The 25,898-nt window shown below is 54.8% G+C and carries 26 protein-coding genes; 9 read left to right on the forward strand and 17 right to left on the reverse strand.

The annotated features are described in order from the left end of the window. Window positions 1-16 precede the first annotated feature (16 nt). From potG to potI, 3 genes are read left to right on the forward strand one after another with little or no spacing between them, the layout of a single operon-like run. Entirely contained in the window at window positions 17-1,150 is a 1,134-nt protein-coding gene (gene potG, locus AAH450_RS10405; protein ID WP_342910388.1) for a putrescine ABC transporter ATP-binding subunit PotG, read from the forward strand. 10 nt (window positions 1,151-1,160) lie between these two features. Further along, a complete protein-coding gene (gene potH, locus AAH450_RS10410) occupies window positions 1,161-2,123 on the forward strand; it encodes a putrescine ABC transporter permease PotH (RefSeq protein ID WP_318791995.1) in 963 nt (320 codons plus the stop codon). After that, window positions 2,120-2,965, forward strand: a complete 846-nt coding sequence (gene potI / locus AAH450_RS10415; RefSeq protein ID WP_306206651.1) for a putrescine ABC transporter permease PotI — start codon at window positions 2,120-2,122, stop codon at window positions 2,963-2,965. Before potH ends, potI begins: the two co-directional genes overlap by 4 nt. Before the next feature lie 665 nt (window positions 2,966-3,630). On the opposite strand, the gene AAH450_RS10420 is transcribed toward potI, so the two are convergent. The 3 genes from AAH450_RS10420 to AAH450_RS10430 are packed head-to-tail and all read right to left on the reverse strand — an operon-like array spanning window position 3,631 to window position 5,881. Beyond that, entirely contained in the window at window positions 3,631-4,734 is a 1,104-nt protein-coding gene (locus AAH450_RS10420) for a M20 peptidase aminoacylase family protein (protein WP_342910146.1), read from the reverse strand. A 24-nt stretch (window positions 4,735-4,758) separates the two neighbouring features. Beyond that, entirely contained in the window at window positions 4,759-5,226 is a 468-nt protein-coding gene (locus AAH450_RS10425) for a YjiG family protein (protein WP_342910147.1), read from the reverse strand. Continuing rightward, the gene (locus AAH450_RS10430; protein ID WP_342910148.1) at window positions 5,216-5,881 is read right to left on the reverse strand and encodes a nucleoside recognition domain-containing protein; all 666 of its coding nucleotides are present in this window, start codon (window positions 5,879-5,881) and stop codon (window positions 5,216-5,218) included. Before AAH450_RS10430 ends, AAH450_RS10425 begins: the two co-directional genes overlap by 11 nt. A 346-nt stretch (window positions 5,882-6,227) precedes the next feature. Here AAH450_RS10430 and AAH450_RS10435 point away from each other — a divergent pair, with 346 nt between their 5' ends. Together AAH450_RS10435 and rlmC are read left to right on the forward strand one after the other, a co-directional pair. Next, window positions 6,228-6,701, forward strand: a complete 474-nt coding sequence (locus AAH450_RS10435) for a YbjO family protein (RefSeq protein ID WP_342910149.1) — start codon at window positions 6,228-6,230, stop codon at window positions 6,699-6,701. 57 nt (window positions 6,702-6,758) lie between these two features. Beyond that, entirely contained in the window at window positions 6,759-7,892 is a 1,134-nt protein-coding gene (rlmC, locus tag AAH450_RS10440) for a 23S rRNA (uracil(747)-C(5))-methyltransferase RlmC (protein WP_342910150.1), read from the forward strand. On the opposite strand, the gene AAH450_RS10445 is transcribed toward rlmC, so the two are convergent. The 6 genes from AAH450_RS10445 to AAH450_RS10470 form a co-directional block, all read right to left on the reverse strand. Then, complete coding sequence (locus tag AAH450_RS10445) at window positions 7,889-8,626, reverse strand: transporter substrate-binding domain-containing protein (protein ID WP_342910151.1); 738 nt, start codon at window positions 8,624-8,626, stop codon at window positions 7,889-7,891. The two genes, rlmC and AAH450_RS10445, sit on opposite strands and share 4 nt — an antisense overlap. Before the next feature lie 123 nt (window positions 8,627-8,749). Continuing rightward, entirely contained in the window at window positions 8,750-9,418 is a 669-nt protein-coding gene (artM, locus tag AAH450_RS10450) for an arginine ABC transporter permease ArtM (protein ID WP_342910152.1), read from the reverse strand. Further along, window positions 9,418-10,134: an arginine ABC transporter permease ArtQ gene (gene artQ, locus AAH450_RS10455; protein ID WP_342910153.1), complete on the reverse strand. Its 717-nt coding sequence runs from the start codon at window positions 10,132-10,134 to the stop codon at window positions 9,418-9,420. Before artQ ends, artM begins: the two co-directional genes overlap by 1 nt. A gap of 7 nt (window positions 10,135-10,141) precedes the next feature. After that, the gene (gene artJ, locus AAH450_RS10460; RefSeq protein WP_342910389.1) at window positions 10,142-10,873 is read right to left on the reverse strand and encodes an arginine ABC transporter substrate-binding protein; all 732 of its coding nucleotides are present in this window, start codon (window positions 10,871-10,873) and stop codon (window positions 10,142-10,144) included. A 14-nt stretch (window positions 10,874-10,887) separates the two neighbouring features. Next, window positions 10,888-11,616 (reverse strand): arginine ABC transporter ATP-binding protein ArtP, encoded by a 729-nt coding sequence (gene artP / locus AAH450_RS10465; RefSeq protein ID WP_342910154.1) that lies wholly within the window; start codon window positions 11,614-11,616, stop codon window positions 10,888-10,890. A 203-nt stretch (window positions 11,617-11,819) separates the two neighbouring features. After that, complete coding sequence (locus tag AAH450_RS10470; RefSeq protein ID WP_342910155.1) at window positions 11,820-12,362, reverse strand: lipoprotein; 543 nt, start codon at window positions 12,360-12,362, stop codon at window positions 11,820-11,822. Between the two features lie 107 nt (window positions 12,363-12,469). On the opposite strand from AAH450_RS10470, the gene AAH450_RS10475 reads away from it, so the two are divergent. Both AAH450_RS10475 and AAH450_RS10480 read left to right on the forward strand, forming a co-directional pair. Beyond that, complete coding sequence (locus AAH450_RS10475; protein ID WP_318790506.1) at window positions 12,470-12,790, forward strand: heavy metal-binding domain-containing protein; 321 nt, start codon at window positions 12,470-12,472, stop codon at window positions 12,788-12,790. Beyond that, entirely contained in the window at window positions 12,790-13,617 is an 828-nt protein-coding gene (locus AAH450_RS10480; RefSeq protein WP_342910156.1) for an N-acetylmuramoyl-L-alanine amidase, read from the forward strand. The genes AAH450_RS10475 and AAH450_RS10480 overlap by 1 nt, the downstream gene beginning before the upstream one ends. Window positions 13,618-13,691: 74 nt before the next feature. Here AAH450_RS10480 and ltaE read toward each other — a convergent pair whose 3' ends face one another. From ltaE to cspD, 4 genes are all read right to left on the reverse strand, one after another. After that, window positions 13,692-14,699, reverse strand: coding sequence for a low-specificity L-threonine aldolase (gene ltaE / locus AAH450_RS10485; protein WP_342910157.1), 1,008 nt, complete (start codon window positions 14,697-14,699; stop codon window positions 13,692-13,694). 60 nt (window positions 14,700-14,759) lie between these two features. After that, window positions 14,760-16,481, reverse strand: a complete 1,722-nt coding sequence (gene poxB / locus AAH450_RS10490) for a ubiquinone-dependent pyruvate dehydrogenase (RefSeq protein WP_342910158.1) — start codon at window positions 16,479-16,481, stop codon at window positions 14,760-14,762. A gap of 118 nt (window positions 16,482-16,599) precedes the next feature. Beyond that, a complete protein-coding gene (locus AAH450_RS10495; RefSeq protein ID WP_342910159.1) occupies window positions 16,600-17,499 on the reverse strand; it encodes a LysO family transporter in 900 nt (299 codons plus the stop codon). 317 nt (window positions 17,500-17,816) lie between these two features. Continuing rightward, on the reverse strand, window positions 17,817-18,044 hold the full coding sequence (gene cspD / locus AAH450_RS10500; RefSeq protein WP_306206620.1) for a cold shock-like protein CspD: 228 nt from the start codon (window positions 18,042-18,044) through the stop codon (window positions 17,817-17,819). A 317-nt stretch (window positions 18,045-18,361) separates the two neighbouring features. Here cspD and clpS point away from each other — a divergent pair, with 317 nt between their 5' ends. After that, window positions 18,362-18,682 carry an ATP-dependent Clp protease adapter ClpS gene (gene clpS / locus AAH450_RS10505; protein WP_342910160.1) on the forward strand — a complete coding sequence of 107 codons (321 nt, stop codon included), beginning with the start codon at window positions 18,362-18,364 and terminating at the stop codon, window positions 18,680-18,682. A 27-nt stretch (window positions 18,683-18,709) separates the two neighbouring features. Then, entirely contained in the window at window positions 18,710-20,986 is a 2,277-nt protein-coding gene (gene clpA / locus AAH450_RS10510; RefSeq protein ID WP_306206618.1) for an ATP-dependent Clp protease ATP-binding subunit ClpA, read from the forward strand. Window positions 20,987-21,074: 88 nt separating this feature from the next. Here the strand turns inward: clpA and infA are convergent, their stop codons facing one another. The 4 genes from infA to cydD all read right to left on the reverse strand — a co-directional run bounded on the left by infA (window position 21,075) and on the right by cydD (window position 25,863). After that, on the reverse strand, window positions 21,075-21,293 hold the full coding sequence (infA, locus tag AAH450_RS10515; protein WP_002211347.1) for a translation initiation factor IF-1: 219 nt from the start codon (window positions 21,291-21,293) through the stop codon (window positions 21,075-21,077). 351 nt (window positions 21,294-21,644) lie between these two features. Then, window positions 21,645-22,337 carry a leucyl/phenylalanyl-tRNA--protein transferase gene (gene aat / locus AAH450_RS10520; protein ID WP_342910161.1) on the reverse strand — a complete coding sequence of 231 codons (693 nt, stop codon included), beginning with the start codon at window positions 22,335-22,337 and terminating at the stop codon, window positions 21,645-21,647. A gap of 32 nt (window positions 22,338-22,369) precedes the next feature. After that, the gene (gene cydC / locus AAH450_RS10525; protein WP_342910162.1) at window positions 22,370-24,097 is read right to left on the reverse strand and encodes a heme ABC transporter ATP-binding protein/permease CydC; all 1,728 of its coding nucleotides are present in this window, start codon (window positions 24,095-24,097) and stop codon (window positions 22,370-22,372) included. Beyond that, window positions 24,094-25,863: a heme ABC transporter permease/ATP-binding protein CydD gene (gene cydD / locus AAH450_RS10530; protein ID WP_342910163.1), complete on the reverse strand. Its 1,770-nt coding sequence runs from the start codon at window positions 25,861-25,863 to the stop codon at window positions 24,094-24,096. The genes cydC and cydD overlap by 4 nt, the downstream gene beginning before the upstream one ends. Between the last annotated feature and the right edge of the window lie 35 nt (window positions 25,864-25,898).

Here is a 25,898-nt window from a genome sequence, read left to right on the forward strand (position 1 = left end):
CCGGAGAGTAATGGTAGTGAACGACGCAACCGCCCGTCCGCAACAAAAAGCTGGCAAAGCCCTGACGCCGCTGCTTGAGATCCGCAACCTGACCAAGTCTTTTGACGGTCAGCATGCGGTTGATGATGTCAATCTGACGATTTACAAAGGCGAAATTTTTGCGCTGCTGGGAGCCTCCGGCTGTGGAAAGTCGACGCTGCTGCGCATGCTGGCAGGATTTGAGCCGCCTACCTCCGGGCAGATCATGCTTGATGGTCAGGATCTCTCGCATGTGCCGCCTTATCAGCGACCTATCAATATGATGTTTCAGTCCTATGCGCTGTTCCCCCACATGACGGTGGAGCAGAACATCGCCTTTGGCCTGAAGCAGGACCGCCTGCCGAAAAATGAGATCGCCAGCCGCGTGGCAGAGATGCTGACGCTGGTACATATGCAGGAGTATGCCAAACGCAAGCCGCATCAGCTTTCTGGTGGGCAGCGGCAGCGCGTGGCGCTGGCCCGTAGCCTTGCCAAACGGCCGAAATTACTGCTGCTTGATGAGCCAATGGGCGCGCTGGATAAAAAACTGCGCGACAGGATGCAGCTGGAAGTGGTCGATATTCTTGAGCGCGTGGGCGCAACCTGCGTGATGGTGACCCACGATCAGGAAGAAGCGATGACCATGGCCGGACGCATTGCCATTATGAACCGCGGCAAATTCGTGCAGATTGGCGAGCCGGAAGAGATTTACGAGCATCCGACCACCCGCTACAGCGCGGAGTTCATCGGTTCAGTCAATCTGTTTGAAGGGGTACTGCGCGAACGTCAGGCAGACGGCCTGGTGATTGCCAGTCCGGGACTGATTCATCCTCTGAAGGTCGATTCTGACGCCTCCGTGACGGACGGCGTGCCGGTGCACGTTGCCCTGCGGCCGGAAAAAGTGATGTTGTGCGAGGAAGTTCCTGCGGATGGCTGTAACTTTGCGGTAGGTGAAGTGGTGCATATCGCCTATCTGGGCGACCTTTCGATCTATCATGTGCGGCTGCACAGCGGCCAGATGATCAGCGCTCAGTTGCAAAATACCTGGCGCTTTCGCAAGGGCATGCCGACCTGGGGAGATGAAATCCGTCTCTGCTGGGAAGCGGACAGCTGCGTGGTTCTGACGGTTTAGTGGGAGAGTTATGAGTCAACATTCTTCAGGCGCCAGCGAGCCGCCAACCCGCAAAGCAGGCTCGTTCAGCCTGCTTCTGGGCAAGTTGCAGATGAAGCAGGGGCGTAAGCTGGTTATCGCATTGCCCTATCTGTGGCTGATCCTGCTGTTTCTGCTGCCCTTTTTGATCGTACTGAAAATCAGCTTTGCGGATATTGCCCGCGCCATTCCGCCCTATACCGATCTGGTGAGTTGGGCCGACGGGCAGCTGACGATGGTGATGAATCTGGGCAACTACATCACGCTGACGGACGATCCGCTCTACGTTGACGCTTATCTGCACTCCCTTCAGGTGGCCGCCATCTCGACAGTTATCTGTCTGCTGATAGGTTATCCGTTGGCCTGGGCGGTGGCGCACAGTTCGCCCTCAACGCGTAATATTTTATTGTTATTGGTGATCCTGCCTTCCTGGACCTCTTTTCTGGTACGCGTCTATGCCTGGATGGGGATCCTGAATGATAACGGCATTCTTAACCGCTTCCTGATGTGGACCGGTGTTATCGATCACCCTGTGGCGATCCTCTACACCAATCTGGCGGTCTATATTGGCATCGTCTACTGCTATCTGCCGTTTATGGTTCTGCCGATTTATACCGCGTTAACCCGCATTGACTATTCACTGGTGGAGGCTTCTCTCGATTTGGGCGCACGTCCGCTGAAAACTTTCTTTAGCGTTATCGTGCCGCTGACCAAAGGCGGGATTATCGCAGGCTCTATGCTGGTCTTTATTCCTGCGGTTGGTGAGTATGTGATCCCCGAGCTGTTAGGTGGCCCCGACAGCATCATGATTGGCCGCGTACTCTGGCAGGAATTCTTTAATAACCGTGACTGGCCGGTGGCCTCTGCGCTGGCAGTGATTATTTTGCTGATATTGATCCTGCCGATTATCTGGTTCCATAAGCATCAGAATAAAGAATTAGGGGAAAAGGAATGACTACGTTACCTACAATTCGTTCTCCCTGGCGCACGGCGATCCTGGTGGTGTGCTTTTTCTTCCTCTATGCTCCGATGGCGCTGCTGGTTATCTATTCCTTTAACTCCTCTCAGCTTGCCGCATGGGAGAGTTTCTCGCTGCACTGGTACAACGTGTTGTTCCACGATGATGCGATGATTAGTGCTGTGACGCTGAGTCTGACCATTGCGGCGCTGGCGGCAACGGCTGCGTCGGTTTTGGGTACGATAGCTGCGGTAGTGATCGTGCGTTTCGGTCGTTTTAAAGGCTCTACGGGTTTCGCCTTTATGCTGACTGCGCCGCTGGTGATGCCGGATGTGATCACCGGGCTTTCACTGCTGCTACTGTTTGTGGCGATGGGCAATACCTTTGGCTGGCCTGCCGACCGTGGCATGTTAACTATCTGGCTGGCGCACGTTACCTTCTGTACCGCCTATGTGGCGGTGGTGATCAACTCACGTCTTCGCGAGTTGGATCGCTCAATTGAAGAGGCCGCGATGGATCTGGGCGCAACGCCGCTGAAGGTCTTTTTTGTGATTACCGTACCAATGATTGCGCCAGCCATCGTCACCGGTTGGCTGCTGGCCTTTACGCTGTCGCTGGACGATCTGGTGATTTCCAGCTTTGTCACCGGGCCGGGTGCCACCACGCTGCCGATGCAAATTTTTGCCACCGTGCGACGTGGGGTTAACCCAGAGATCAATGCGCTGGCTTCGCTGATTCTGTTCGTGGTTGGGATCGTTGGCTTTATCGCCTGGCGCTTTATGGCGCACGAAGAGAAGCAGCGGCTGAAGGATATCCAGAAGGCGCGCGGCGGCCACTGATGCCCGGAACGGGGAAGGGCAGTAACGCAGGGTTCATTATCCGGGACGCCGTAGTGCAAAACTTAAATTTTGATCTGTTGTGAGAGTCTGGCTGCCGCATGCCTGCGGCAGCCACCCGGCTAACATGCTTCGTGGTGCCACCCGTTAAATTCAGCGCTATTGGTGGGCCTGGCGTTCACACAGGTCAAAACCGGGTTTGGTGGAAAGGCGTCACCCCGGAGTGCCTTATCCGAGACGCCGTGAACCCTTCCCTGGGGGCTTGGATGCCGCATCCCTGCGGCATACACTCGGCTAATGCACTCCGGGGCGCCACCCATTGAATTCGGTGTTGTTGGTGAGTGTGGCGTTCACACAGGTCAAAACCAGATTTGATGCAGGATTTGGATTTGGTTTGTTTTTCTATAACAGACAACACCAATGCTGTGGGGAAGGGAGAGGGGGCTGATAAGCAAAAGCTAAGCGGCATGGACGCCGCTTCGCAGCCCCCAGGGAGGGGTTCACGGCGTTTTGTGTTCAGCCCCCTCTTCCTGACCGGGCTGCTGGCCCTTCAGTCGACATGCTTTTTAAGTCAGCATCCTGTTCTGTCTGATTTGGCTACCACTCCTCAGACAGCGTGCCCTTCGGCTTCTACTGACCAGAACACTGAACCCCCAGACAACCTGCCCTCAACCCAATACCTTCTTCACACAGGTCTTAAATATGCGGATCCCCACCGGCAGCGAATTAAGATCGAAATGCATGTCGGGATGATGCAGCCCCGGCACCAGCCCGGTTCCTAACCCCCAGAAACCTGACTTCACCTGAGGACGCTCAACGGCATAGTGGAAGAAATCCTCACTGCCAGGCGTGGAGCGCACCGGCATCAGCGCCGCTTCCCCCAGCACCTCTGTAATTGACTCAGAAATTAATGTCGTCATCTCCTGATCAATCTCAGCGGCAGGCATCGATTTCAGCACCAAAATCTCAGCTGTTGCGCCATACGCCGCCACGCTGTGCTTAATCGCCTGCTCCACACGCGCTTTTAATATCTCCATATCTTCGTTTTCAGCGGCACGCAGATCAAATACCACACGCGCTTCGTCTGGAATCGAGTTGGTAACGCCTGCATCGCACAGAAAACGCGTCGCTTTAGCGCTCCAGCTCTTCCCCGGCGCCATATGCACCGCGTTAACAGCCTGAACCGCACTGACGGCGGCATCCAGCGCATTAATGCCCAGGTGTGGACGAGCGCCATGCGCAGTCTGTCCGCGCACCGTGGCTTCAATCGTCACGCAGGCGGAGTAGTAGACAGCAGGAATGGCGGTTCCCACGGCACACTCTTCCGCAGGGCGCAGATGGAATCCCAGGATCATATCCACATCGTCTATAGCGCCTCCGGCGATCATCGCCAGTGCGCCTGTACCCAGCTCTTCAGCAGGCTGAAAAATGAGTTTCAGACGGCCTTTCTTCACCGCGCCTTCCGCAATCAGCTCCTGTGCAGCGGTCAGCACCACGGACGAGTGGCCATCATGCCCACAGGTGTGACGCGCGCAGGCTTCGCCATTGATCACATGTCCCAGCGCATCCATATCCGCTCGCAGGGCGAGCGTTGGCCCCGGCACGCCACTATCCAGTACGGCGACAATACCGGTCGTTGCGTTGAAGTTATCCTGAACCGCATAGCCTGCCTCTTTCAACTGACTGCTGATATAGGCCGAGGTTTTAAATTCCTGAAACCCCAGTTCCGGGATCTCATGCAAATAAGCGTAATGTTCCAAAACTTTTAACACGTTAAGCACTCCATTTATCAAGAATCAGGCTACGACCCGCATGATCAACATTGAGATCGCCGCATTAACAATGCTGGTCACCATCAGCAGAGGCCAGTATTTTTTCGGCACGTCCGACACGCCTAACAGCCTGCCCATATACTGTAGCTGGGAACCCATCAGAAAAATGGCGGGCGTCAGGATGGTGATATCCGCGCCGCTCAGCACGCCTTTGGCCAGCAAGCTCACCGCAACGCCGGTGCCGGCAGAAGAGGAGAGCCAGGCCGTAAGCAGGACGGTAGTGGCCTCGCCCGGCAGGCCGAAAAGCCCCATTACCGGCGCGAAAATCTGCCCTATAAACCCCATAACACCCAGCAAATTTAGCATCTCCGCAATCACATAGGCCATGACCACGTTAGGCATTAAATTATGAATGGCGATATGGAAACCTTTACGCGCGCCAATAACAAAGATATCAAAGGGGTTCTGACTGCTAAGCGGTTTATTCTGCATGTGGGAAATCTCGTTTATAGAGGGTGTTCAAAATCAGGCGGACAAAAGCCGCCCCCACATATTTCAGCACAAACATCACCACTAACGGGATCAGCACGGGAAGGGATAAAGAAACAAACAGCGCAGAACCGATGGCGAAATAGTTATTGATCAGCCCGGCACCGGAATATTGCCAGGCGGCCATAATAATCACCTCTTTTTTGGAGATTTGCTTTTCATCATAAAGTTCTTTGGTTAAGGCCGCACCGGCATCAGTACTCTGTAAATCCGTTATCAGAGCCAGCCCGGAGCGGCCGGGAAGGCCTAAAACAGGTTTCAGCAACGGCGTGAGCAATTGGTGTGCGGCGCGTATAGCGCCATAATGCGTAAAAATCTCCAGCAGCCCCAGCGCCAGCATGACCGTAGGCACCAGCGACAAGGCAAACAGAAAGCCCGCTTTGGCACCTGATCCTCCCTGGCCCACAAAGGTCGTGGCGGCATCTTTTATGCTGCCAAATTTCCCGCCCAGCGTGGTGAAATCCAGGGCACCCAGCCACTTCATTCCTTCAACTTTATAAAACAGGCCGGAGAAAAATAGTATCGCCACCAGCAGCGCCAGAAAAGCGCCGAAGCCTGCGGAATGCCTGCTTGCTGAGCTAAAATTCTCTTCCTTCATCAATTGACCTCCAGTCAAAAAAAGAAAATGCTAATTACGCGATAAAAAGGGCGCTGTCCCGGTGGATATATTCCCTTAATTGCGCTAGAAATAACCTGCAAGGTGAGTCACTTAGAACAATTGCACTGTTCATGCCAGAGTGACTCAATTAAACGAAAGTGCTGCCGACAGCATGCTTAAGCAGAAATCCTTCTGTGGGGCGGCTCATTTAATGAGATCGTAATGATTAAGCACTCGGTGATTATTCACTCCTCTTGTTTGCCGGTAATGGCTGAAGCAGGAGGAACCCCATGATGGCGCACGCGCACCGTTATGGAGCATAAAGTGGGGCCGGCAGGAGAGCGTTATGTCAGAGGTACTCAGAGAAGGTAAGGGGATCCCTGAATCATCAGTCCCGGTTCCGGTTCTGGTGGGGGCTATTGCTATTGTTGCCACGCGTTTGCTGAGCGTGCTCCTGCAAATAGAGGAGGCAGGCGTTGAGGGGATAACCAGTTTTGTCTATCGCAGCGCTCAGGCCTGGGATTCAACACTGATCTTTATCGCCAGCCAGCTTATCTTTTTCTTTGAACTACGCTGTGCCGTGGCGCTGATACACGGCAGAAACTGGGCGCGCTGGGGCTTTGTCGCCGCTGAAACTGTCGCTCTGCTTTACATGTTCTGCGCCTCAATGGGCTGGATCTATCCGGAACTTTTCAGCATTAATGGCGAGGGCAGTGCGCAGGTGATCCCGCTGCTGATGGTGCAAAAGCTGCCAGATTTAGTGCTGGTCTTTCTGCTGTTTGTTCCTGCAAGCTGTCGACAATTTTTTCGGCAACGCTGATACCACAATGCTACAATCCCCGCCCGCTTTTCGTTTCACGGACTAATCAACTTCATTATGCACTGCGCGCTCTATGACGCCGACCGTTGCCGCTCCTGCCAGTGGCTGACCGTTCCCTATTCCCGGCAACTGGCAGAGAAACAGGATCGGCTTCATCAACTGCTGGCCGATCAAGATGTTGGAACCTGGCTGCCGCCGGTCGTCTCGCCGCCGCAGGGCTTTCGTCATAAAGCCAAAATGGTGGTCAGCGGCAGCGTGGAGCGCCCGGTCTTTGGGGTGATGCACCGTGATGGTCTGCCGGTAGATTTAAGTAGCTGTCCGCTCTATCCCGCCAGTTTCGCCAAAGTCTTTGCCCGGCTGAAGCCTTTTATCGCCCAGGCTGGCCTGACGCCCTACAATGTGGCGCGTAAGCGCGGTGAGCTGAAATTTATTCTGCTGACGCAAAGCACGCTGGATGGGCGGATGATGCTGCGTTTTGTGCTACGTTCCGAAGCAAAACTTGAACAGCTTAAACGTGCATTACCTGCTCTTTTGCAGGATCTACCGGAGCTGAGCGTGGTATCGGCTAATCTTCAGCCGGTACATATGGCAATTCTGGAAGGGGAGCGGGAAATTGCCCTGACTGAAAATCAGGCGCTTGCTGAAAAACTTAACGACGTGCCGCTGTGGATACGTCCGCAGAGCTTCTTTCAGACCAATCCTGAGGTAGCAGCGAAACTCTACGCCACTGCACGCAGCTGGGTAAGCGAACTGAATATTCACAGCATGTGGGATCTGTTTTGCGGAGTCGGGGGCTTTGGCTTGCACTGCGCCACACCAGAAATGAAGCTGACCGGCATTGAAATCAGTGCTGAGGCCATCGCCTGCGCCCGACGTTCTGCCCGGCAAATGGGAATGAACAATGTCAGCTTTGCCGCGCTGGACTCCACTGCTTTTGCCACCGGTGAGGAGGCTGTTCCCGATCTGGTACTGGTCAATCCCCCTCGTCGTGGAATAGGTGAGGAGCTTTGTCGCTATCTCAGCGCTATGTCGCCCGCTTATATTCTCTACTCAAGCTGTAATGCAGAAACCCTGGCCTGCGACATTGCGCGATTGAGTGAATATCAGGCAGAACGGGTCCAGCTATTTGATCTCTTCCCGCATACGGCCCATAGCGAAGTACTGGCACTCCTGAAGCGCAGGCAAAACTAAGCGGATGGACCAAACCAGCGGCGGCTGAGCTGGTGGAGCGTACCGTCATCCTTCAGACTTTGCAGCGCTTCATTAAGGCTCTTTCGCAGTTCACTGTTGCCTTTTCGCACAGCGATCCCCAGCCCGATGCCAAAAAAACGACTGTCGGTAATAGGCGCACCTACTTTCCCCAACTGTGGATTGGATTCCAGCACCTGCTGTATCGACAGCGTATCACCGAAAATGCCATCGAGCCTGCCGTTACGCATATCCAGCAGCGCATTCTGGTAATTATCATAAATCACCGCCACAATTTCAGGGCGCGCGACCTTTAAATAGGCCTGCTGGGTGGTTTCTGCACCAATGCCCACTCGTTTGCCTTTCAACTGCTCAATATTGCTGTAAAGCCCTTTCCCCGCTACCAGCGTGCCGGAGTTGCTGTGATAGGGATCGGTAAAGTCAACCAGCGTTTTACGCTCTTCAGTGATGTCCAGACCGGAAATGACCGCGTCATAACGGCGAAATTTAAGGGAGGGAAGCAGGTGCTCAAAATTATTACTCGTGAAAATACATTGCTGCTGCATGCGCTCACACAAAGCTTTCGCTAAATCGATATCAAATCCCACCAGCTGATTATCTGCGTTCATAAACTCAAAGGGCGGATTATTGGCTACAGAAGCAAAACGCAGAGGATCGGCAGCCTGCGCGTAGCCGCAAATCCAGGTTATCAGAAGGGTTAAAACAAGCTTATGCATCACGTACCGTCCTTGCTGCCACTTAACCCGGCTATTATGGCGTCCATAATGCCGGGGTTATCCGCTGATTAACCGTAAAAGATGGGCTTTTTCTGAGGGATTCCGGCGGCGTTTGCCGGAAAATCAGCTGCGGCGTTCAAAGGCCAGCGCACGACGCTCAATAAGACGCATCATCATGGTCAGCACGCCGTTGACGCAAAGGTAAATCAGACCGGCGGCGGCAAACACGGTGACGTCATAGGTGCGGCCATACAGCATCTGCCCGTGCCCCATAACCTCCATCAGCGTGATGGTATAAGCCAGAGAGGTACTTTTAAACACCAAAATGACTTCATTTGAATAGGAGGAGAGGGCGCGCTTAAACGCATAGGGCAGCAGAATGCGCAGCGTCTCTTTACGGTTCATTCCCAGCGCCGAACAGGACTCCCATTGCCCTTTAGGTACCGCCCGCATAGCGCCATAAAACAGCTGAGTGGTATAGGCGGCACTGTTAAGAGAGAGCGCCAGCAGCGCACAAAGCCAGGGTTGTGAAAGAAGATGCCACAGCCACGGAATGGCCTGCACCGAGGGAAACTGCCCCGGACCGTAATAAATCAGGAATATCTGCACCAGGAGCGGAGTACCGGTAAACAGGGTGATATAACCGCGCACAACATGCCGCAGTACCGCCACCTTCAGCGATAAAATTACGGTAAAAATAAGCGACAGCAGCAGCGCCACAAGCAGCGATGCCACCGTCAGCGTCAGGCTGGTATGCAGCCCCTTAAGCAGTTCGGGTAAATAGCTCAGCATCAGATATTCCCCTGCTCAAACCGCGTAGCGCGCGCGTCTATTCGCTTTAATACCTGCTGGCTCAGCAGCGTGATTGCCAGATAGATGGCTGCGGCCATCAGATACCAGGTAAACGGCTCCTGCGTTCGGGCGGCAATACTTTTGGTCTGCAACATAATATCGTTCACGCTGATCAGCGACACCAGGGCGGTATCTTTCAGTAATACCAGCCACTGATTGCCTAACCCCGGCAGCGCATGTCGCCACATCTGCGGCATAATCAGACGGAAAAAGATGGCGGCTGTTCTCATTCCCAGCGCCTGGCCAGATTCCCACTGGCCCTGAGGTACAGCTTTAAGCGCGCCCCGCAGTGTCTGAGAAGCGTAGGAAGCGTAGAGAATTGAGAGCGCAATCACCCCGCAAAGAAACGGACTGACGTCAAAATTTTCAATGGCTATCTGTACCGGGAAGCTGATCACACCCAGATTAACGGTAAAACCGTCAGAGAGGGTGAGCAACAGCTGGGACGCGCCGAAATAGACGAACAGCACCACCAGAATTTCCGGCAGGCCGCGAAACAGCATCACCAGACCGGTTCCCAGCCAGGCAACCGGTCGCCAGCGGGCCGATTCCCAGGCAGCAAAAATCATCGCCAGTATCAGACCCACGACCAGAGCAGAAACGGCAAGGCCGACGGTCATGCCGGCGGCGCTTGCTAAAGGATAGAGTTCATTCATTCAGATATTACTGCTGGAACCATTTGCTGTAGATGGTCTTGTAAGTGCCATCCGCTTTCACTTTATCCAGAGCGGTGTTGAACTGGCTTTGCAGTTCAGCGTTGCCCTGACGAACGGCAATGCCCAGGCCCGTGCCAAAGTAAGCCTTGTCGGTCACTTTCTCACCTACCGGAGCCAGATTGCTGTTTTGCTTCAGCCATTCGTTAACTACGGCAGTATCGCCAAACACCGCATCAATACGGCCATTTTTCAGATCGAGGATGGCATTCTGATAGCTGTCGTAGGGAATGGCATTTACGCCAGCGAGTTTTTCGGTCAGGTATTTCTGGTGAGTGGTGCCATTCTGCACGCCAACCCGCTTGCCTTTCAGCGCGTCAACAGAAGCTACTTTGCCTTTCTGAGCGATAAACAGCGCGGAGTTGTCGTAATAAGTTTTGGAGAAAAGCACCTGCTTTTCGCGCTCCGGCGTGATGTCCATACCGGCCATTACCGCATCAAAACGGCGGAATTTCAGGCTGGGGATCAGGCTGTCAAAGGCCTGATTCGTAAAGGTGCAGGTGGCGTTCATTTCGCGGCACAGCGCATTAGCCAGATCCACATCAAAGCCCTGAATTTTGTTATCAGAATCTACAAATTCAAAGGGAGGATAGGAGGCTTCGGTGGCAAAGCGGATGGTCTGCGCGGCGCTTGCGCTCAGGCTTAAACCCGCTAACAGTGCGGCAAGTACGACTTTTTTCATCATTATACCCTGCATTAGTGCGATAGATAATTGGCAAACGCATCGGTTTGCGGCTGTGTAAAGCGGCTGGCATCGCCCTGTTCGACCACGTAACCATTCTCCATATAGACCACGCGGCTGGCCGTTTTACGGGCCACTTCTACTTCGTGCGTCACAATGACCTGCGTGATATTGGTCTGAGCCAGTTCCTGAATGATCGAGACGATCTGGGCGGTAATTTCCGGGTCGAGGGCGGCAGTAGGTTCATCAAAGAGCAGCACCGCCGGTTCCATCATCAGCGCACGGGCAATGGCCACGCGCTGCTGCTGCCCTCCGGAAAGGTGCAGCGGAAACCGATCGGCAAATTTCACCAGACGCAGGCGATCAAGCAGCTTTCCGGCGCGGGCATGGGCCTGTTCCCGGCTCAAGCCTAAGACGCGACAGGGCGCCTCAATCAGATTCTGCATCACGGTCAGATGCGGCCAGAGGTTGTATTGCTGAAAAACCATGCCTACATTCTGACGCAGCTCACGGATGGCCGTGTCTGACAGTTTTTTACTGAAGTCAATCTGATGGCCAGCAATGCTCAACGTGCCGGAGCGCGGCATCTCCAGCAGGTTTAAAACGCGCAGCAGAGAGCTTTTACCGGCACCGCTTGGACCCAGCAGCACCAGCGTCTCGCCCTCCGGGCACGCCAGTTGAATGTCGAACAGCGCCTGATGGGCGCCGTAAAAGCAGTTAATACCGTTTAGTTGAATACTCATGCGCTAAAAGTGAATAGTAATTAATGCTGCGGATTTTAACGTTGACGGCATACTTATGCAATCATCGCCGTAGAAAATTACTTTATAAGTCGCGGGCAGCTGAAAGAGTGGCAGATGATCGGGCAGTTTAAAAATTTTTGCCGCTGTGTGCGACAACGTCAGGAAGAGCTTGTGCCATCCGAAGATGGCACGAGGGGAAAGCGTTATTTCAGCAGAAGCTGGCTGAGGGAGCCGCCTTTCAGGTGAGGATTGGGGCTGGCATAGCGCACATCATCTACGCTCCAGCAGGTTCCTTCCCGCACCATTAAAACTTCATCCTGCCACTCGACAGGTTTGCTGCCATCGCGGCTCAAAGTAACCCGCAGTGGAATGTTGCGTGCATCAGTATTCGGAATGGTCGAAGAATCCGCTACGCTGGCCGAGGTTGGGCCGGCAGCCAGAGAGGAGAAGATATCTCCCTGATTCAGCGCAGCATCTTTACTGCCTTCACGGCTGGCCTTCAGCAGCGTTGCGTAAAGCTTATCGCTCAGGTAAGGGCGATATTTTGCCAGCTGCTGTTCCCCAGGTAAGCCCTGAGTCGGCTGCTGAATACGCAGGTCATAAAATTGCTGCGCAACAGAATCGGGGCCGCCATCAACACAAGGACCCATACGTGTACCAATGTCCTTATACGCGGGTTCAACGGTAGTACAGGCGCTGAGCAGCAGCGCCATTGGAGCCAGTGCAGCAATCGCTAGGTATTTCATCTTGATTTCCTTATTGTTTCTGGATGACGGTTTTTAGCATAAAGTATAGCCGCTCTGTTTAACCAGAAGGGCTACACTCCCAAAGAACAGTAAAAGGAACCCAGATAATGAAATTTTCCACAACTCCAACCCTGGAAGGGCACGCGATTACCGACTACTGCGGCGTGGTGACAGGCGAAGCTATTCTTGGTGCCAACATCTTTCGTGATTTTTTTGCCGGTATCCGCGATATCGTGGGCGGCCGTTCCGGCGCCTATGAAAAAGAGCTGCGTAAAGCGCGCCAGATAGCTTTTGCAGAGCTGGAAGAGCAGGCAAAGGCGCTGGGGGCGAATGCTGTAGTAGGGATCGATATCGATTACGAAACGGTAGGTAAAGATAGCAGTATGCTGATGGTCAGCGTAAGCGGCACCGCCGTTAAAATCAGCTGATGAAGCAAGCGTTAACGTTAGCGACGGCGGTGCTGCTGTTGAGCGCCTGTACTCCATCGGGATTCGAACCGCATCAGGGCTACACCCTGGACACGCGCCATTCGGCCTTTGGCGCCAGGCCGCGCATCAAAGTGCTGGTTTTGCATTACACCGCAGAAGATTTCCCCTCGGCACTGGCTACGCTGACCGACCGTGACGTCAGCGCCCACTATCTTATTCCGGCCACGCCTCAACTGAAACAGCGTCAGCCGGTAATATTACGCCTGGTGCCGGAGAGCCAGCTGGCCTGGCATGCCGGCCCCAGCTTCTGGCGCGGGGCTACGCGCCTGAACGACACTTCGATAGGCATCGAACTGGAAAATCAGGGCTATCAGCGCTCAGCGTCAGGTAAGGTCTGGTTTCCTTTCGCCCGTCAGCAGATCGCCACGCTCACTCCGCTGGCGCGCGATATCATTCAGCGCTACCACATTCTGCCGCAGGATATAGTAGGGCACAGCGATATTGCGCCTCAGCGTAAACAAGACCCCGGCCCGCTCTTTCCCTGGCAAGCGCTGGCAAAGCAGGGGATTGGCGCCTGGCCTGAAGCGTCCCGCGTAAAGTTCTATCTGGCAGGGCGCGAGGCGGAAGCGCCGGTGGATCAGGCGCATCTGTTAACGCTGCTGTCGCTTTACGGCTATCAGGCTTCGGCTGAAATGACGCCAGGCGAACAGCAGAAAGTGATTGCCGCCTTTCAGATGCATTTCCGCGCGGCAGACTTTCGGGGGCTACCGGACGCGGAAAGTGAAGCTATCGTGAAGGCGCTTCTGGAGAAATATGGCGCGGGTTAAGAGAGACTGCGGAAACTTTTCTCTTCATATTTCACTGAAATGGCATTGGTGATGCCTCTCTCTGACAACAGAGGTTAAGCCTGCGACTGCAAAAAGGCTTTCCACTGACCAACCAGCGTTTCCAGTGCGGAACGGTCGATATCGAGATGAGTGACCAGCCGCGTCACTGCGCCGGTACTGATCAGGATCTCATGCTGCTTCATCCAGGCACTGAGCGGTGCAATTTGTGCTTCAGGCAGACGGACAAACACCATATTGGTGTCCTGACGCGACACATCCACGCCAATCGCCCGCAGTTCTCCGGCCAGCCATGCCGCATTGTCGTGATCCTCCTTCAGACGGGCCACGTTGTGCTCCAGTGCATATAAGCCCGCAGCCGCCAGAATACCAGACTGACGCATTGCGCCGCCGGTCATCTTCCGCCAGCGACGCGCCCGCTGAATAAACTCCGCGCTGCCACACAGCAGCGATCCCACCGGCGTGCCCAGGCCTTTTGACAGGCAGATGGTCAGCGTGTCGCAGTAGCGCGTCAGCGCATTCAGCTCCACGCCAAGCTCCACTGCCGCATTGAAGATACGTGCGCCATCAACGTGCAGCGCCAGTTTGCGCTCGCGCGTAAAAGTCCAGGCATCCTGTAAATAGCTGAGGGGAAGAACCTTGCCGTTGTGCGTGTTTTCCAGACTCAGCAGGCGGGTGATAGCGAAATGAAAATCATCGGGTTTGATAAACTGCGCCACCACATCAAGCGGGAGCGTACCGTCTGCCGCGGCAAGAATGGGCTGCGGCTGAATGCTACCCAACACTGCTGCGCCGCCAGCCTCATATTTATAGTTATGCGCAAGCTGACCCACAATATATTCTTCGCCGCGCTGGCAATGGCAGAGAAGCGCAATCAGGTTAGCCTGGGTGCCGGTAGGTACAAAGAGGGCGGCTTCTTTGCCGCTCAGCGCTGCCGCTTTGGCTTCAAGCGCGTTGACGGTTGGATCGTCGCCATAGACATCATCCCCGGTTTCTGCGGAGATCATGGCAGAAAGCATTGCTGCGCTGGGGCGGGTTACCGTATCACTGCGTAAATCAATCACACTTGCGCTCCTTTAATGAAAACGGACGCCTTAGCGTCCGCAAAAAGACCTGCAAATGTTTTACCGCAGCCAGTTGGTTTTTGCCAGTTCAACCACTTCGTCGCCCCGGCCATTGATGATTGCCCGCAGCATGTAGAGGCTGAAACCTTTGGCCTGCTCCATCTTGATTTGCGGCGGCATCGCCAGCTCTTCTTTTGCGGTAACCACGTCAACCAGCACCGGTCCGTCGTGAGCCAGCGCTTCCTGCAAGGCGGCATCCAGATCGGAAGCGCGTTCCACGCGGATCCCCTTCACGCCGCAGGCGGCAGCAATTTCGGCAAAGTTTGGATTTTCCAGTTCGGTGCCATCTGTCAGGTAGCCCCCGGCTTTCATCTCCATCGCCACAAAGCCCAGCACGCTGTTATTAAATATCACTAACTTTATCGGCAGCTTAAGCTGCGCCACAGAGAGAAAATCGCCCATCAGCATGCTGAAGCCGCCATCGCCACACATAGCGATAACCTGGCGCTGCTTATCTACCGCCTGTGCCCCAAGCGCCTGCGGCATGGCGTTAGCCATTGACCCGTGGTTGAATGAACCCAGCAGGCGCCGTTTGCCGTTCATCCTGAGATAGCGGGCAGCCCAGACGGTTGGCGTACCGACGTCGCAGGTAAAAATAGCATCCTCATCCGCATAACGGCTGAGCTGCTGCGCGACATATTGCGGGTGAATAGCCTGTTTATCGTTAGCCGTAGCGAGATCGTCAAGCTCCTTACGCGCATCGACATAGTGCTCCAGCGCCTTGTCCAGGAAATCACGGTCATGCTTTACTTCCAGCTGCGGCAGCAGAGCAGAAAGCGTGGTTTTGATATCGCCAATAAGCGCCATATCGACATGGCTGTGGGCGCCAATGCTGCCCGGATTGATATCAATCTGAATGATCCTGGCATCCGCCGGATAAAAGGCGCGGTAGGGGAACTGGGTGCCAAGCAGCAACAGCGTGTCGGCGTTCATCATGGCGTGAAAACCGGAAGAGAAGCCAATCAGCCCGGTCATTCCCACATCGTAAGGATTATCATACTCAACGTGCTCTTTACCGCGCAGCGCATGAACCACTGGCGCTTTAAGCGTTTCCGCAAGCTTCACCACTTCCGCATGGGCACCAGCGCAGCCGCTGCCGCACATCAGCGTAATGTTATGGGAATCATTGAGTAATTCTGCCAGCCTGGCCAGTTCGCTGGCAGGGGGCTGGATAACCGGCAGTTGCGGGGTATACCAGTTACCTTTCGCCGCTTCAGGCGCGAGTTTCAGCGCCACGTCGCCCGGTAGCACCACCACGGAAACGCCACGATTCAGAATAGCCTTGCGCATCGCAATGCCCAACACCTGTGGCAGCTGTTCAGGGTTGGAAACCAGCTCGCAATAATGGCTGCACTCCCGGAACAACTCTTCCGGATGCGTTTCCTGAAAATAGCCGCTGCCAATCTCGCTGGAGGGAATGTGTGCCGCAATCGCCAGTACCGGTACGCGGTTACGGTGGCAGTCGAACAAGCCATTGATGAGATGCAGGTTGCCCGGCCCGCAGGAGCCAGCACACACCGCCAGCTCACCGCTGATTTGCGCCTCGGCACCCGCAGCAAAAGCGGCAACCTCTTCGTGGCGGGTCGGCATCCACTCAATAGTGCCCATTTTATTCAGGCTGTCGGTCAGCCCGTTGAGCGAGTCTCCTGTCACTCCCCAAATACGTTTTACCCCGGCGTTTTCTAAAGTCTTCGCCACCAGCGCGGCTACTGTCTGTTTCATGCCCTTCTCCGTTTGGCTTAATTTAGTCAGAGTAAGCATAGTCGAAGGCGAAGGGTTGTCAGGCCGGGCAGGGGAGGGAAGCGTGCGGCAGACTCCAGCCCGAACGCTTCCAGCGGGATCAGGAGGAGAATAATGCTATTAAAACAGGGGCAAACAGGCTCAGAACAAAACCATGCACGATAGCCGCAGGCACAATCTCCGTGCCGCCGCTGCGTTGTAATACCGGCAGAGTAAAGTCCATTGAAGTCGCGCCGCACAGCCCGAGGGCACTGGAGCGGTGGCGGCTTATCAGTGCCGGAATTAACATAATCGCCAGCAGTTCCCGCAGCAGATCGTTGAAGAAGGCCGCGCTGCCGATCACCGGGCCAAAGGATTCGGTCATCAGAATGCCAGAGAGGGAATACCAGCCAAAGCCTGAAGCCATCGCTAGTCCGGTTTTCAACGGCAAACCCAGCACCAGCGCCGCAAGCAGGCCTCCTGCCATCGCGCTGACAAAGACGGTTAGCGCCACCAGCATTCCCCGACGGTTTAGCAAGATCTGACGCAGGGTCATACCGCTGCCGCGCAACTGTAGCCCGACCAGAAACAGCAGAAACAGCAGTGCATATTCGCTTGCCTGGGAAGCAAACGTCAGCGGCGTCCACTGGCTGAGGCCGAGGGCGAAGCCAGCTACCACCACGCCGCACAGTTTCAGCGACTCCAGCGCCATATGTAGCCGAGAGGGCAACACTTCCTGACGATGCTGATGTATCCAGGGACGACGTGACTCAAGCAGCCGCAACGCCAGCAGGTTGCAGAGCAAAATGCAGAATGCGCTCACCAGACAGTAGTGAAAAATAGCCAGCAGGTTGTGGCTGAGATCGTCCAGGAAGGCCAGGCTGATGCCCATAAAAAAGAGAATGACGTAGACCATCCAGCTGAGAAGCTTATTGACCAGCCGCAGCAGGGAGAGATTTCTGGCGGGTAAAAGGTAGCCTGCAATCAGAGGCACAAGAATGATAAACAGTCCCGAATACATGGTGCTGGTCGTCCGTGGAAACAAATCGAGGCGTCAAGCTAGCGAAATTCCCTGACGGAGTAAAGCGCGATAAAAAGATGTTCCCCCAGCCATACCCGCGCGGGGTATAGAGCATTTCCTGCATAAGCTGGCTGGCACAGAGCGCTATCATGGCAGGCAACGGCGTGAAAGAGGGCCGGGGATTTCTTTAAATTGCCCCCTTGAAAAGAATTGAAGCAGCCCAATCTTAAAAGCATTGCTGAATGTCAGCCATAAAAATGCCAGCGTGCATGGCTGGCATTTTACTGTAGGGTTGTTCAGAATGAGGTGAGGAAGGGTCAGGCACTGACTGCCATTTCCGTTTCCACAGGGACAATAAGGCTGGCATGATTGCCCTTCGGTCCCTGATGCACATCAAACTGGACTTGTTGCCCGGCTTTCAGCGTTCTGTAGCCATCCATCTGGATGGTCGAGTAGTGCGCGAAGATATCCTCGCCGCCACTGACTGGACAGATAAAGCCGAAGCCTTTGGCATTATTGAACCATTTAACAGTACCCGTCTCCATGCTTCTACATCCCTCGCAAGACAGTCGAATGAGTGAGGTGACGAGGCGTATAGCCTCTAAGCTGGTTAAATCGCATTCAGCTATGCCTGTACTGTAGAGAAATGGTATAGAGCGTCAAGCAAATGGGGAGTGTGAAGGGGGACGAAATCGTCAAACTTTGAGGCAGTTAACGCTATTGCCAAAAGTGTGATGGAGGTCGCGTAGCAGCAGTTTACTGCAAAAAATCACCGGCGCGGGCCAGCATTCTGGGCATGTTAAACTTACCCTTAATAATGGTAGTCTGGCCTGAGCGAGTAACGAGTCGAGACTGGGTACGTATGGGAAACGCTAACGATTGGCTTAACTTTGAACACCTTGCAGATGACAAGCTCCGGGAAGGGCTTAAGCCACCTTCGATGTATAAAGTTATTCTGAACAATGACGATTATACACCTATGGAATTTGTTATTGACGTACTGCAAAAGTTCTTTTCTTATGATGTTGAACGTGCAACGCAACTGATGCTTGCGGTCCATTACCAGGGAAAGGCGATCTGCGGTATTTTTACTGCCGAAGTGGCAGAGACCAAAGTCGCTCACGTAAATAAGTATGCCAGGGAGAACGAGCATCCGTTGCTGTGTACGCTGGAAAAAGCCTGAATAAGGCAATAATTGGGGGAGGTGCCTATGCTCAATCAAGAACTGGAACTCAGTTTAAACATGGCTTTCGCCAGAGCGCGCGAGCACCGACACGAATTTATGACCGTCGAGCATTTGTTACTGGCTCTGCTCAGTAACCCGTCGGCCAGAGAGGCACTGGAAGCCTGTACCGTCGATATCGTGGCTCTCCGGCAGGAGCTCGAAGCCTTCATCGAACAAACCACCCCGGTCTTGCCGGTCAGCGAAGAAGAGCGCGACACTCAGCCGACGCTCAGTTTCCAACGCGTCTTGCAGCGCGCAGTCTTTCACGTGCAGTCCTCTGGCCGCAGCGAAGTGGCTGGTGCCAACGTGCTGGTCGCTATCTTCAGCGAGCAGGAGTCGCAGGCTGCTTATCTGTTACGTAAGCATGAAGTCAGCCGCCTTGACGTGGTGAATTTCATTTCTCATGGCACTCGTAAAGATGAACCGGGTCCGGCCTCTGGCGCGGAAAATCCGGTCAACGAAGAGCAAGCAGGCGGGGAGGAACGTATGGAAAACTTCACCACCAATCTTAATCAGCTTGCTCGCGTAGGTGGGATAGACCCACTGATCGGGCGCGAGAAAGAACTGGAGCGCACTGTTCAGGTGCTTTGCCGTCGCCGTAAAAACAACCCGCTGCTGGTGGGTGAGTCTGGCGTAGGTAAAACGGCCATTGCTGAAGGTCTGGCGTGGCGCATTGTGCAGGGCGACGTGCCGGAAGTAATGAAAGATGCCACGATTTACTCGCTGGATATCGGTTCGTTGCTGGCGGGCACCAAGTACCGTGGTGATTTTGAGAAACGTTTCAAAGCGCTGTTAAAACAGCTTGAGCAGGATAACAGCAGCATTCTGTTTATCGATGAGATCCACACCATCATCGGTGCTGGTGCTGCTTCCGGCGGCCAGGTTGATGCGGCAAACCTGATCAAACCGTTGCTCTCCAGCGGGAAAATTCGCGTGATGGGTTCTACCACCTATCAGGAGTTCAGCAATATCTTTGAAAAAGATCGGGCATTGGCTCGTCGTTTCCAGAAAATTGATATCACTGAACCTTCAGTTGATGAAACGGTGCAGATCCTGAACGGCCTGAAGCCGAAGTACGAAGCGCACCATGACGTCCGTTATACCGCTAAAGCGGTCCGGGCTGCGGTAGAGCTGGCAGTGAAATATATCAACGACCGCCATCTGCCTGACAAGGCCATTGACGTCATTGATGAGGCGGGCGCACGCGCACGTCTTATGCCGGTCAGCAAGCGTAAGAAAACGGTTAACGTTTCAGATATCGAATCTGTGGTTGCCCGCATCGCACGTATTCCAGAGAAGAGTGTTTCTGCGACCGACCGCGATACGCTGAAAACGCTGGGCGACCGCCTGAAAATGCTGGTGTTTGGTCAGGACAATGCGATTGAAGCCTTAACCGAAGCGATCAAAATGAGCCGCGCCGGTCTGGGGCAGGATCGTAAACCTGTTGGCTCTTTCCTCTTTGCCGGGCCTACCGGTGTGGGTAAAACAGAGGTCACGGTTCAGCTGGCGAAAGCGCTGGGCATTGAGCTGCTGCGTTTCGATATGTCGGAGTATATGGAGCGTCACACTGTCAGCCGTTTGATTGGTGCGCCTCCGGGATATGTGGGCTTTGATCAGGGCGGGCTGCTGACGGATGCGGTGATTAAACATCCGCACGCTGTTGTGCTGCTTGATGAGATTGAAAAAGCACACCCGGATGTCTTCAACCTGCTGCTGCAAGTGATGGATAACGGCATGCTGACCGATAACAACGGCCGCAAAGCTGATTTCCGTAACGTGGTAGTGGTAATGACCACCAATGCCGGCGTGCGTGAAACGGAGCGTAAATCGATTGGTCTGATCCATCAGGACAACAGCACGGATGCGATGGAAGAGATCAAAAAGATCTTTACGCCAGAGTTCCGTAACCGTCTGGATAATATTATCTGGTTTAAACACCTCGATACCGAGGTTATTCACCAGGTTGTCGACAAGTTCATTGTCGAATTGCAGGCGCAGCTGGATGCGAAAGGCGTCTCGCTGGAGGTCAGCGATGAGGCTCGCGACTGGCTGGCAGCGAAAGGGTACGATAAAGCGATGGGCGCACGCCCAATGGCTCGTACCGTGCAGGAAAGCCTGAAAAAACCGCTGGCGAACGAGCTGTTGTTTGGTTCACTGGTGGATGGCGGTTCAGTGTCGGTTGCGCTCGATAAAGAGAACAACGAGCTGACCTACCAATTTGTCAGCGCTGAGAAGCGCAAGACAGAAGGCTCAGTGCACTAACCTGAGGTGGATATGAAAAAGGCCGGATGAGAATCCGGCCTTTTTTTATGGGTGCTGCGCAACGGGTGGCAGCACGACTAAATGCTAATTAGCGACTACGGAAGACAATGCGGCCTTTGCTCAGGTCGTACGGGGTCAGCTCTACAGTGACTTTGTCGCCCGTCAGGATGCGGATATAGTTTTTGCGCATTTTACCGGAGATGTGAGCGGTAACCACGTGTCCATTTTCTAACTCGACGCGGAACATGGTGTTAGGTAACGTATCCAGTACGGTACCCTGCATTTCAATATTGTCTTCTTTGGCCATCGAATCCTCTAGGTGTTACAACCTTAGTTTTGAACCGGCAAAATAATGCCGAATTTCAAGTATTATGTAAAGTATTGTTGGTGATTTCACCAGCAACGGCCCCTCTGTTACGCGCTTTGCGCAGAGAAGCTCACAAATAAAAATGAGTAGTGTATCGACGTCAGCGTAGGGGAGTAGCGGGCTAAGAATGAGTATCGCATTCGCTCCTGTGCGCAATGCAAACGGTGACAGAGTCCCAGCCAGGCCAATCCCGGCTCGCCACAAACAGGAGGCGAAGGGCGGACGACATACCAAACGCGCATATTATATCACTGTTATCTCTGCTTGCGTGGAAAACATCGAAAAATAGCATTAAAAAAGGGTGCGCGGCTGCCAGCAGTTCTCCATAAGCGGCTGATCTGCCAACGAATTGACCGCGTGCAGATAATCCCTGCGGGCAATCTCCTCTGCTCCCAGAGAAGCCGTGTGTGGATTAAGAACCTGACAGTCGATCACTTTTCCGCCCATCTGCTGAAAATAGCGGCTAAAAACCAGCAGAGCAGTTTTAGAGGCGTTCTCGCGGCGGCTGAACATCGACTCTCCACAGAAAATCTTCCCCAGCGCCAGACCGTACATCCCGCCCACCAGTTCATTTTCATGCCAGACTTCAATCGACTGAGCATGGCCCGCTTCATACAGCTTCAGCCAGGCGCGACGCACCTCATGAGTTATCCAGGTTCCTTCCTCACGGTCGCTGGCGCAGCCTTCAATCACCTCATAAAAATTTTCATTCAGCGTGACGCGGTAGGGCGAGCGCTGATGAAAGCGTTTCATACTGCGGCTCAGGTGAAATTTCTCAGGGTAAAGCACGGCACGCGGATCGGGTGACCACCACAATATAGGATCGCCCGGCGAAAACCAGGGAAAGATGCCGCGATGGTAAGCGCTCAACAGGCGAGCAGGGCTGAGATCGCCACCCATAGCCAGCAGGCCGTTAGGTTCACGCAGCGCCATTTCCGGCGGCGGAAAGTTAAGGGACTCCCTGGAGAGTTGGATCAGGCGCATAGTGACAGTCTCTGAGGCTCGAGAGGCTATGACTATAGCGCAAACCGCTGGTGAAAATACCAGTAACGTCCGCGTTTTGAGATTAATTCGAGATGATTTCCCTGCTCGGTAATGGTGCCGTTATCCATAACGCAAATTTTGTCGAAGTGCATCAGCCCTTGCAGACGGTGCGTCACCATGATCAGCGTTTTGTGCTTTGCGACCCGCCGCAGCAGGGCAAGAATTTGCTGTTCGGTTTCCGCATCCAGCCCTTCGGTAGGTTCATCTAACAGCCACAGATCGCCATCATGGAGAAGCGCGCGCGCCAGTCCAAGCCTTCTTAACTCTCCGCCTGACAACTGGCGTCCGCCTTCGCCAACCCAGGCATTCAGTCCCTGGTCGTTTTCCAGCAGAACGTTCAGGCCAACCTGCTCCAGCGCCTCTGTTAACTCAGCATCACTGCGTCCCGGCGAGGCCAGTAGTAAATTTTCCCGCAGCGTATTGCTGAACAGATGGACGCGCTGGGTGACCACGCTGGTGGCGGCGCGTAACGCCGCTTCGTCCCACGCTGGCAGCGGCTCGCCGTTCAGCAGGATCTCTCCCTGCTGCGGATCCCAGGCGCGGGTTAAAAGCTGTAACAGGGTCGATTTACCACAGCCGGTGCGGCCCAGCAGCGCAATATGTTCACCCTGCGTGACTTGCAGGGAAAAGGCGTCCAGCGCAGGCTGGCCCGGTATATAACTGAACGAGAGATCCTCCACGCTCAGGCTGACACCTGGCAGAAGCGGGCGGGGAGTCTGCTTAAACTCAACCGCTGGCTTCTGGCTGATAATGTCGGTAACGCGGCGGGCAGAGGCCATCACCTGCCCCAGATGTAAAAAGGCGCCCCCCACCGGCGCCAGTGCCTCAAAGGCAGCCAGCGCGCAAAAAAGAAACAATGCAATCAGCGCGCCGGGCTGGCTATTACCCCCTACACCTCCGGCACTCAGCCAGAGAATAACTACCACGGCTACGCCGGTAATCAGCGTTAGCAACCCCTGAGAAAGTCCCATCAGACTCGCCTGGCGCTGTTGCGCTGCCTGCCAGCGTTTTTCTGTTTGATCCAGATCCCGACGAAAAGCGGGTTCAGCCCCAAAAACAGAGAGTTCTGCATGGCCCTGGAGCCAGTCGGTGAGTTTGCTGCGATACTCACCACGTAAGGCGGTGATGGCCAGGCCAGCAGGCCGCCCTGCGCGGTAAAAGAGGGGAGGGAGCACCAGTAATGTAGCCAGCATCAAGCCCCCCAGCGTCAGCGCCAGCGGCCAGTCCAACCAGCCCAGACCCAGCGTCACCGTCAGGATAACCAGCAACGCCCCGATAAGCGGAGAGATAACCCGCAGGTAGAGGTGGTCAAGCGTGTCGACATCGGCAACCAGTCTGTTTAACAGATCGCCTTTACGAAAACCGGCCAGGCCAGAAGGCGAGAGCGGGAGCAGCTTGCTGAAGGTGAAGGTGCGTAAATGCTGAAGCACCCGGAAGGTACCGTCGTGGCTGACCAGGCGCTCAAAGTAGCGCGCGACCGTCCGGGTAATAGCCGCGCCGCGCACGCCAGCGGCGGGCAGCATATAGTTAAAACTGTAAAGCCCGGCCACGCCAGCAAGCGAAGAGGCAGCGAGGAACCAGCCAGAGAGCGTCAGTAGCCCAATGCTTGCCAGCAGTGTGACGACAGCCAGTAAAACGCCCAGGGAAAGCCGCCAGAAATGACGCCGGTAGAGCGCCAGGAAGGGCCATAACTCTTTCATTCCACCGTCTCCTTACGCTGAGCTGCCAGGTCGGCAAAAGCGCCGGGGCTGCGCAGCAGCTGAGCATGCGAACCCTGCTGAACAAGAGATCCGTTGCGCATCAGCCAGACCTCGTCCCACTTTTCAAGCTGATCCAGCTGATGGGTTATCAGCAACGTTGTTTGGTTAAAGGAAGCTTGCAGCAAGGCCGAGTTAACATGGCGCTCGCTGTGACTGTCCAGACTGGCACCCGGCTCATCCAGCAACAGCAGATGACAGGGCTTATAGAGCGCTCTGGCAACGGCGACTCGCTGTGCCTGACCTACGGAGAGAGATGAAGCCTGCTCACCTGTTTCGCTCTCCAGCCCCGCAGGAAGGCGGGGAAGGAATTCAGTAACGCCAGCCTGTTCACAAACGCGGAGTAGCTTTTCATGCTCCTCATTCCCGCCCATCACAATATTCTGCCGGAGGGTTGATGCAGGAAGGTGAGGGTTCTGGCCAACCCAGGCGAGTTGCTGCTGCCAGAAAGCAGGATCCAATTCGCGCAACTCAACGCCGTTAATCTGTAGCGAACCCTGATAAGGCAGAAACCCCGAGAGCGCATTCAGCAGCGAGGATTTGCCCGCGCCACTCTGCCCCACCAGCGCAACACGCTGGCCCGATGCAAGCGTGAAGCTCAGCGGGCCTGCCAGCACCTGGCCTTCTGGTGACAGAACTTGAAGATCTTTTGCGCGCACCGTCAGGCCGTGCTGGAGATCAATTACCCGATCGCCTCGTTCATGGGCCTGAGTATCGCTGCTGGTTAAAAACGTCTCCAGCGAGTCGGCACCCCCTACGGCCTGGGCTTTTGCATGATAAAACGCACCCAGATCCCGCAGCGGCTGGAAGAACTCTGGTGCCAGGATCAGCGCCAGAAAACCGGCAAAAAGGGTGACGCCGGAGCCGTAATGCCCAAAATTCAGCTCGCCAAGATAGGAGAAACCAAAATAGACCGCGACGACGGCTATGGACAAAGAAGCGAAAAATTCCAGCACGGCAGAAGAGAGAAAGGCCAGTCTCAGGACTTCCATTGTGCGCTGCCGGAAATCTTCCGACGCGGCGCGAATGCTCTCAGTTTCAGCCTCTGCACGATGGAACAGCCGCAGTGTTTCCAGACCGCGTAAACGGTCGAGAAAATGGCCGCTAAGCCTGGCGAGGGCAAGGAAGTTACGGCGATTGGCGTCGGCGGCGCCCATGCCTACCAGCGCCATAAACAGCGGGATCAGCGGCGCGGTGCAGAGCAGGATCAGGGCCGCAGCCCAGTTCACCGGGAAAAGCGCAATCAGAATAAAACAGGGTACGAAGAGGGCCAGCAACATTTGCGGCAGATAGCGGGAATAGTAATCCTGCATCTCCTCAATTTGCTCAAGCAGCAGCGTTGCCCAACTGCCCGCCGGTTTACCCTTGATCCAGGCTGGCCCCAGAGCACCAAGCCGATCAAGAACCCTCTGCCTGAGCGTGGCGCGAATCGCTCTGCCGCATTCGAAACCCACTTTTTCACGCAGCCAGGCCAGAACAGCTCGGAGCAAAAAACAGCTGAGCAGCAGAATAAAGGGGACGAGTAACGTTTCGCGAGGACGGTGTTCAACAATCAGTGACTGGAGCAGTGTCGCCAGTAACCAGGCCTGACAGACCACCACCAGGGCGCTGACCAGCCCCAACACCAGCGAAAGTCGTAACCAGCGTTTACCATGGCCTGTCTGGCTTTTCAGCCAGCGAAGTAAATGTTGTTGCCGTGTTTTGTTCATGCCTTTCCAGCTGAGCGGTTAACGAAAACAGAGGG

This window comes from Erwinia magellanica, from assembly GCF_039023495.1.
Lineage (GTDB): Bacteria > Pseudomonadota > Gammaproteobacteria > Enterobacterales > Enterobacteriaceae > Erwinia.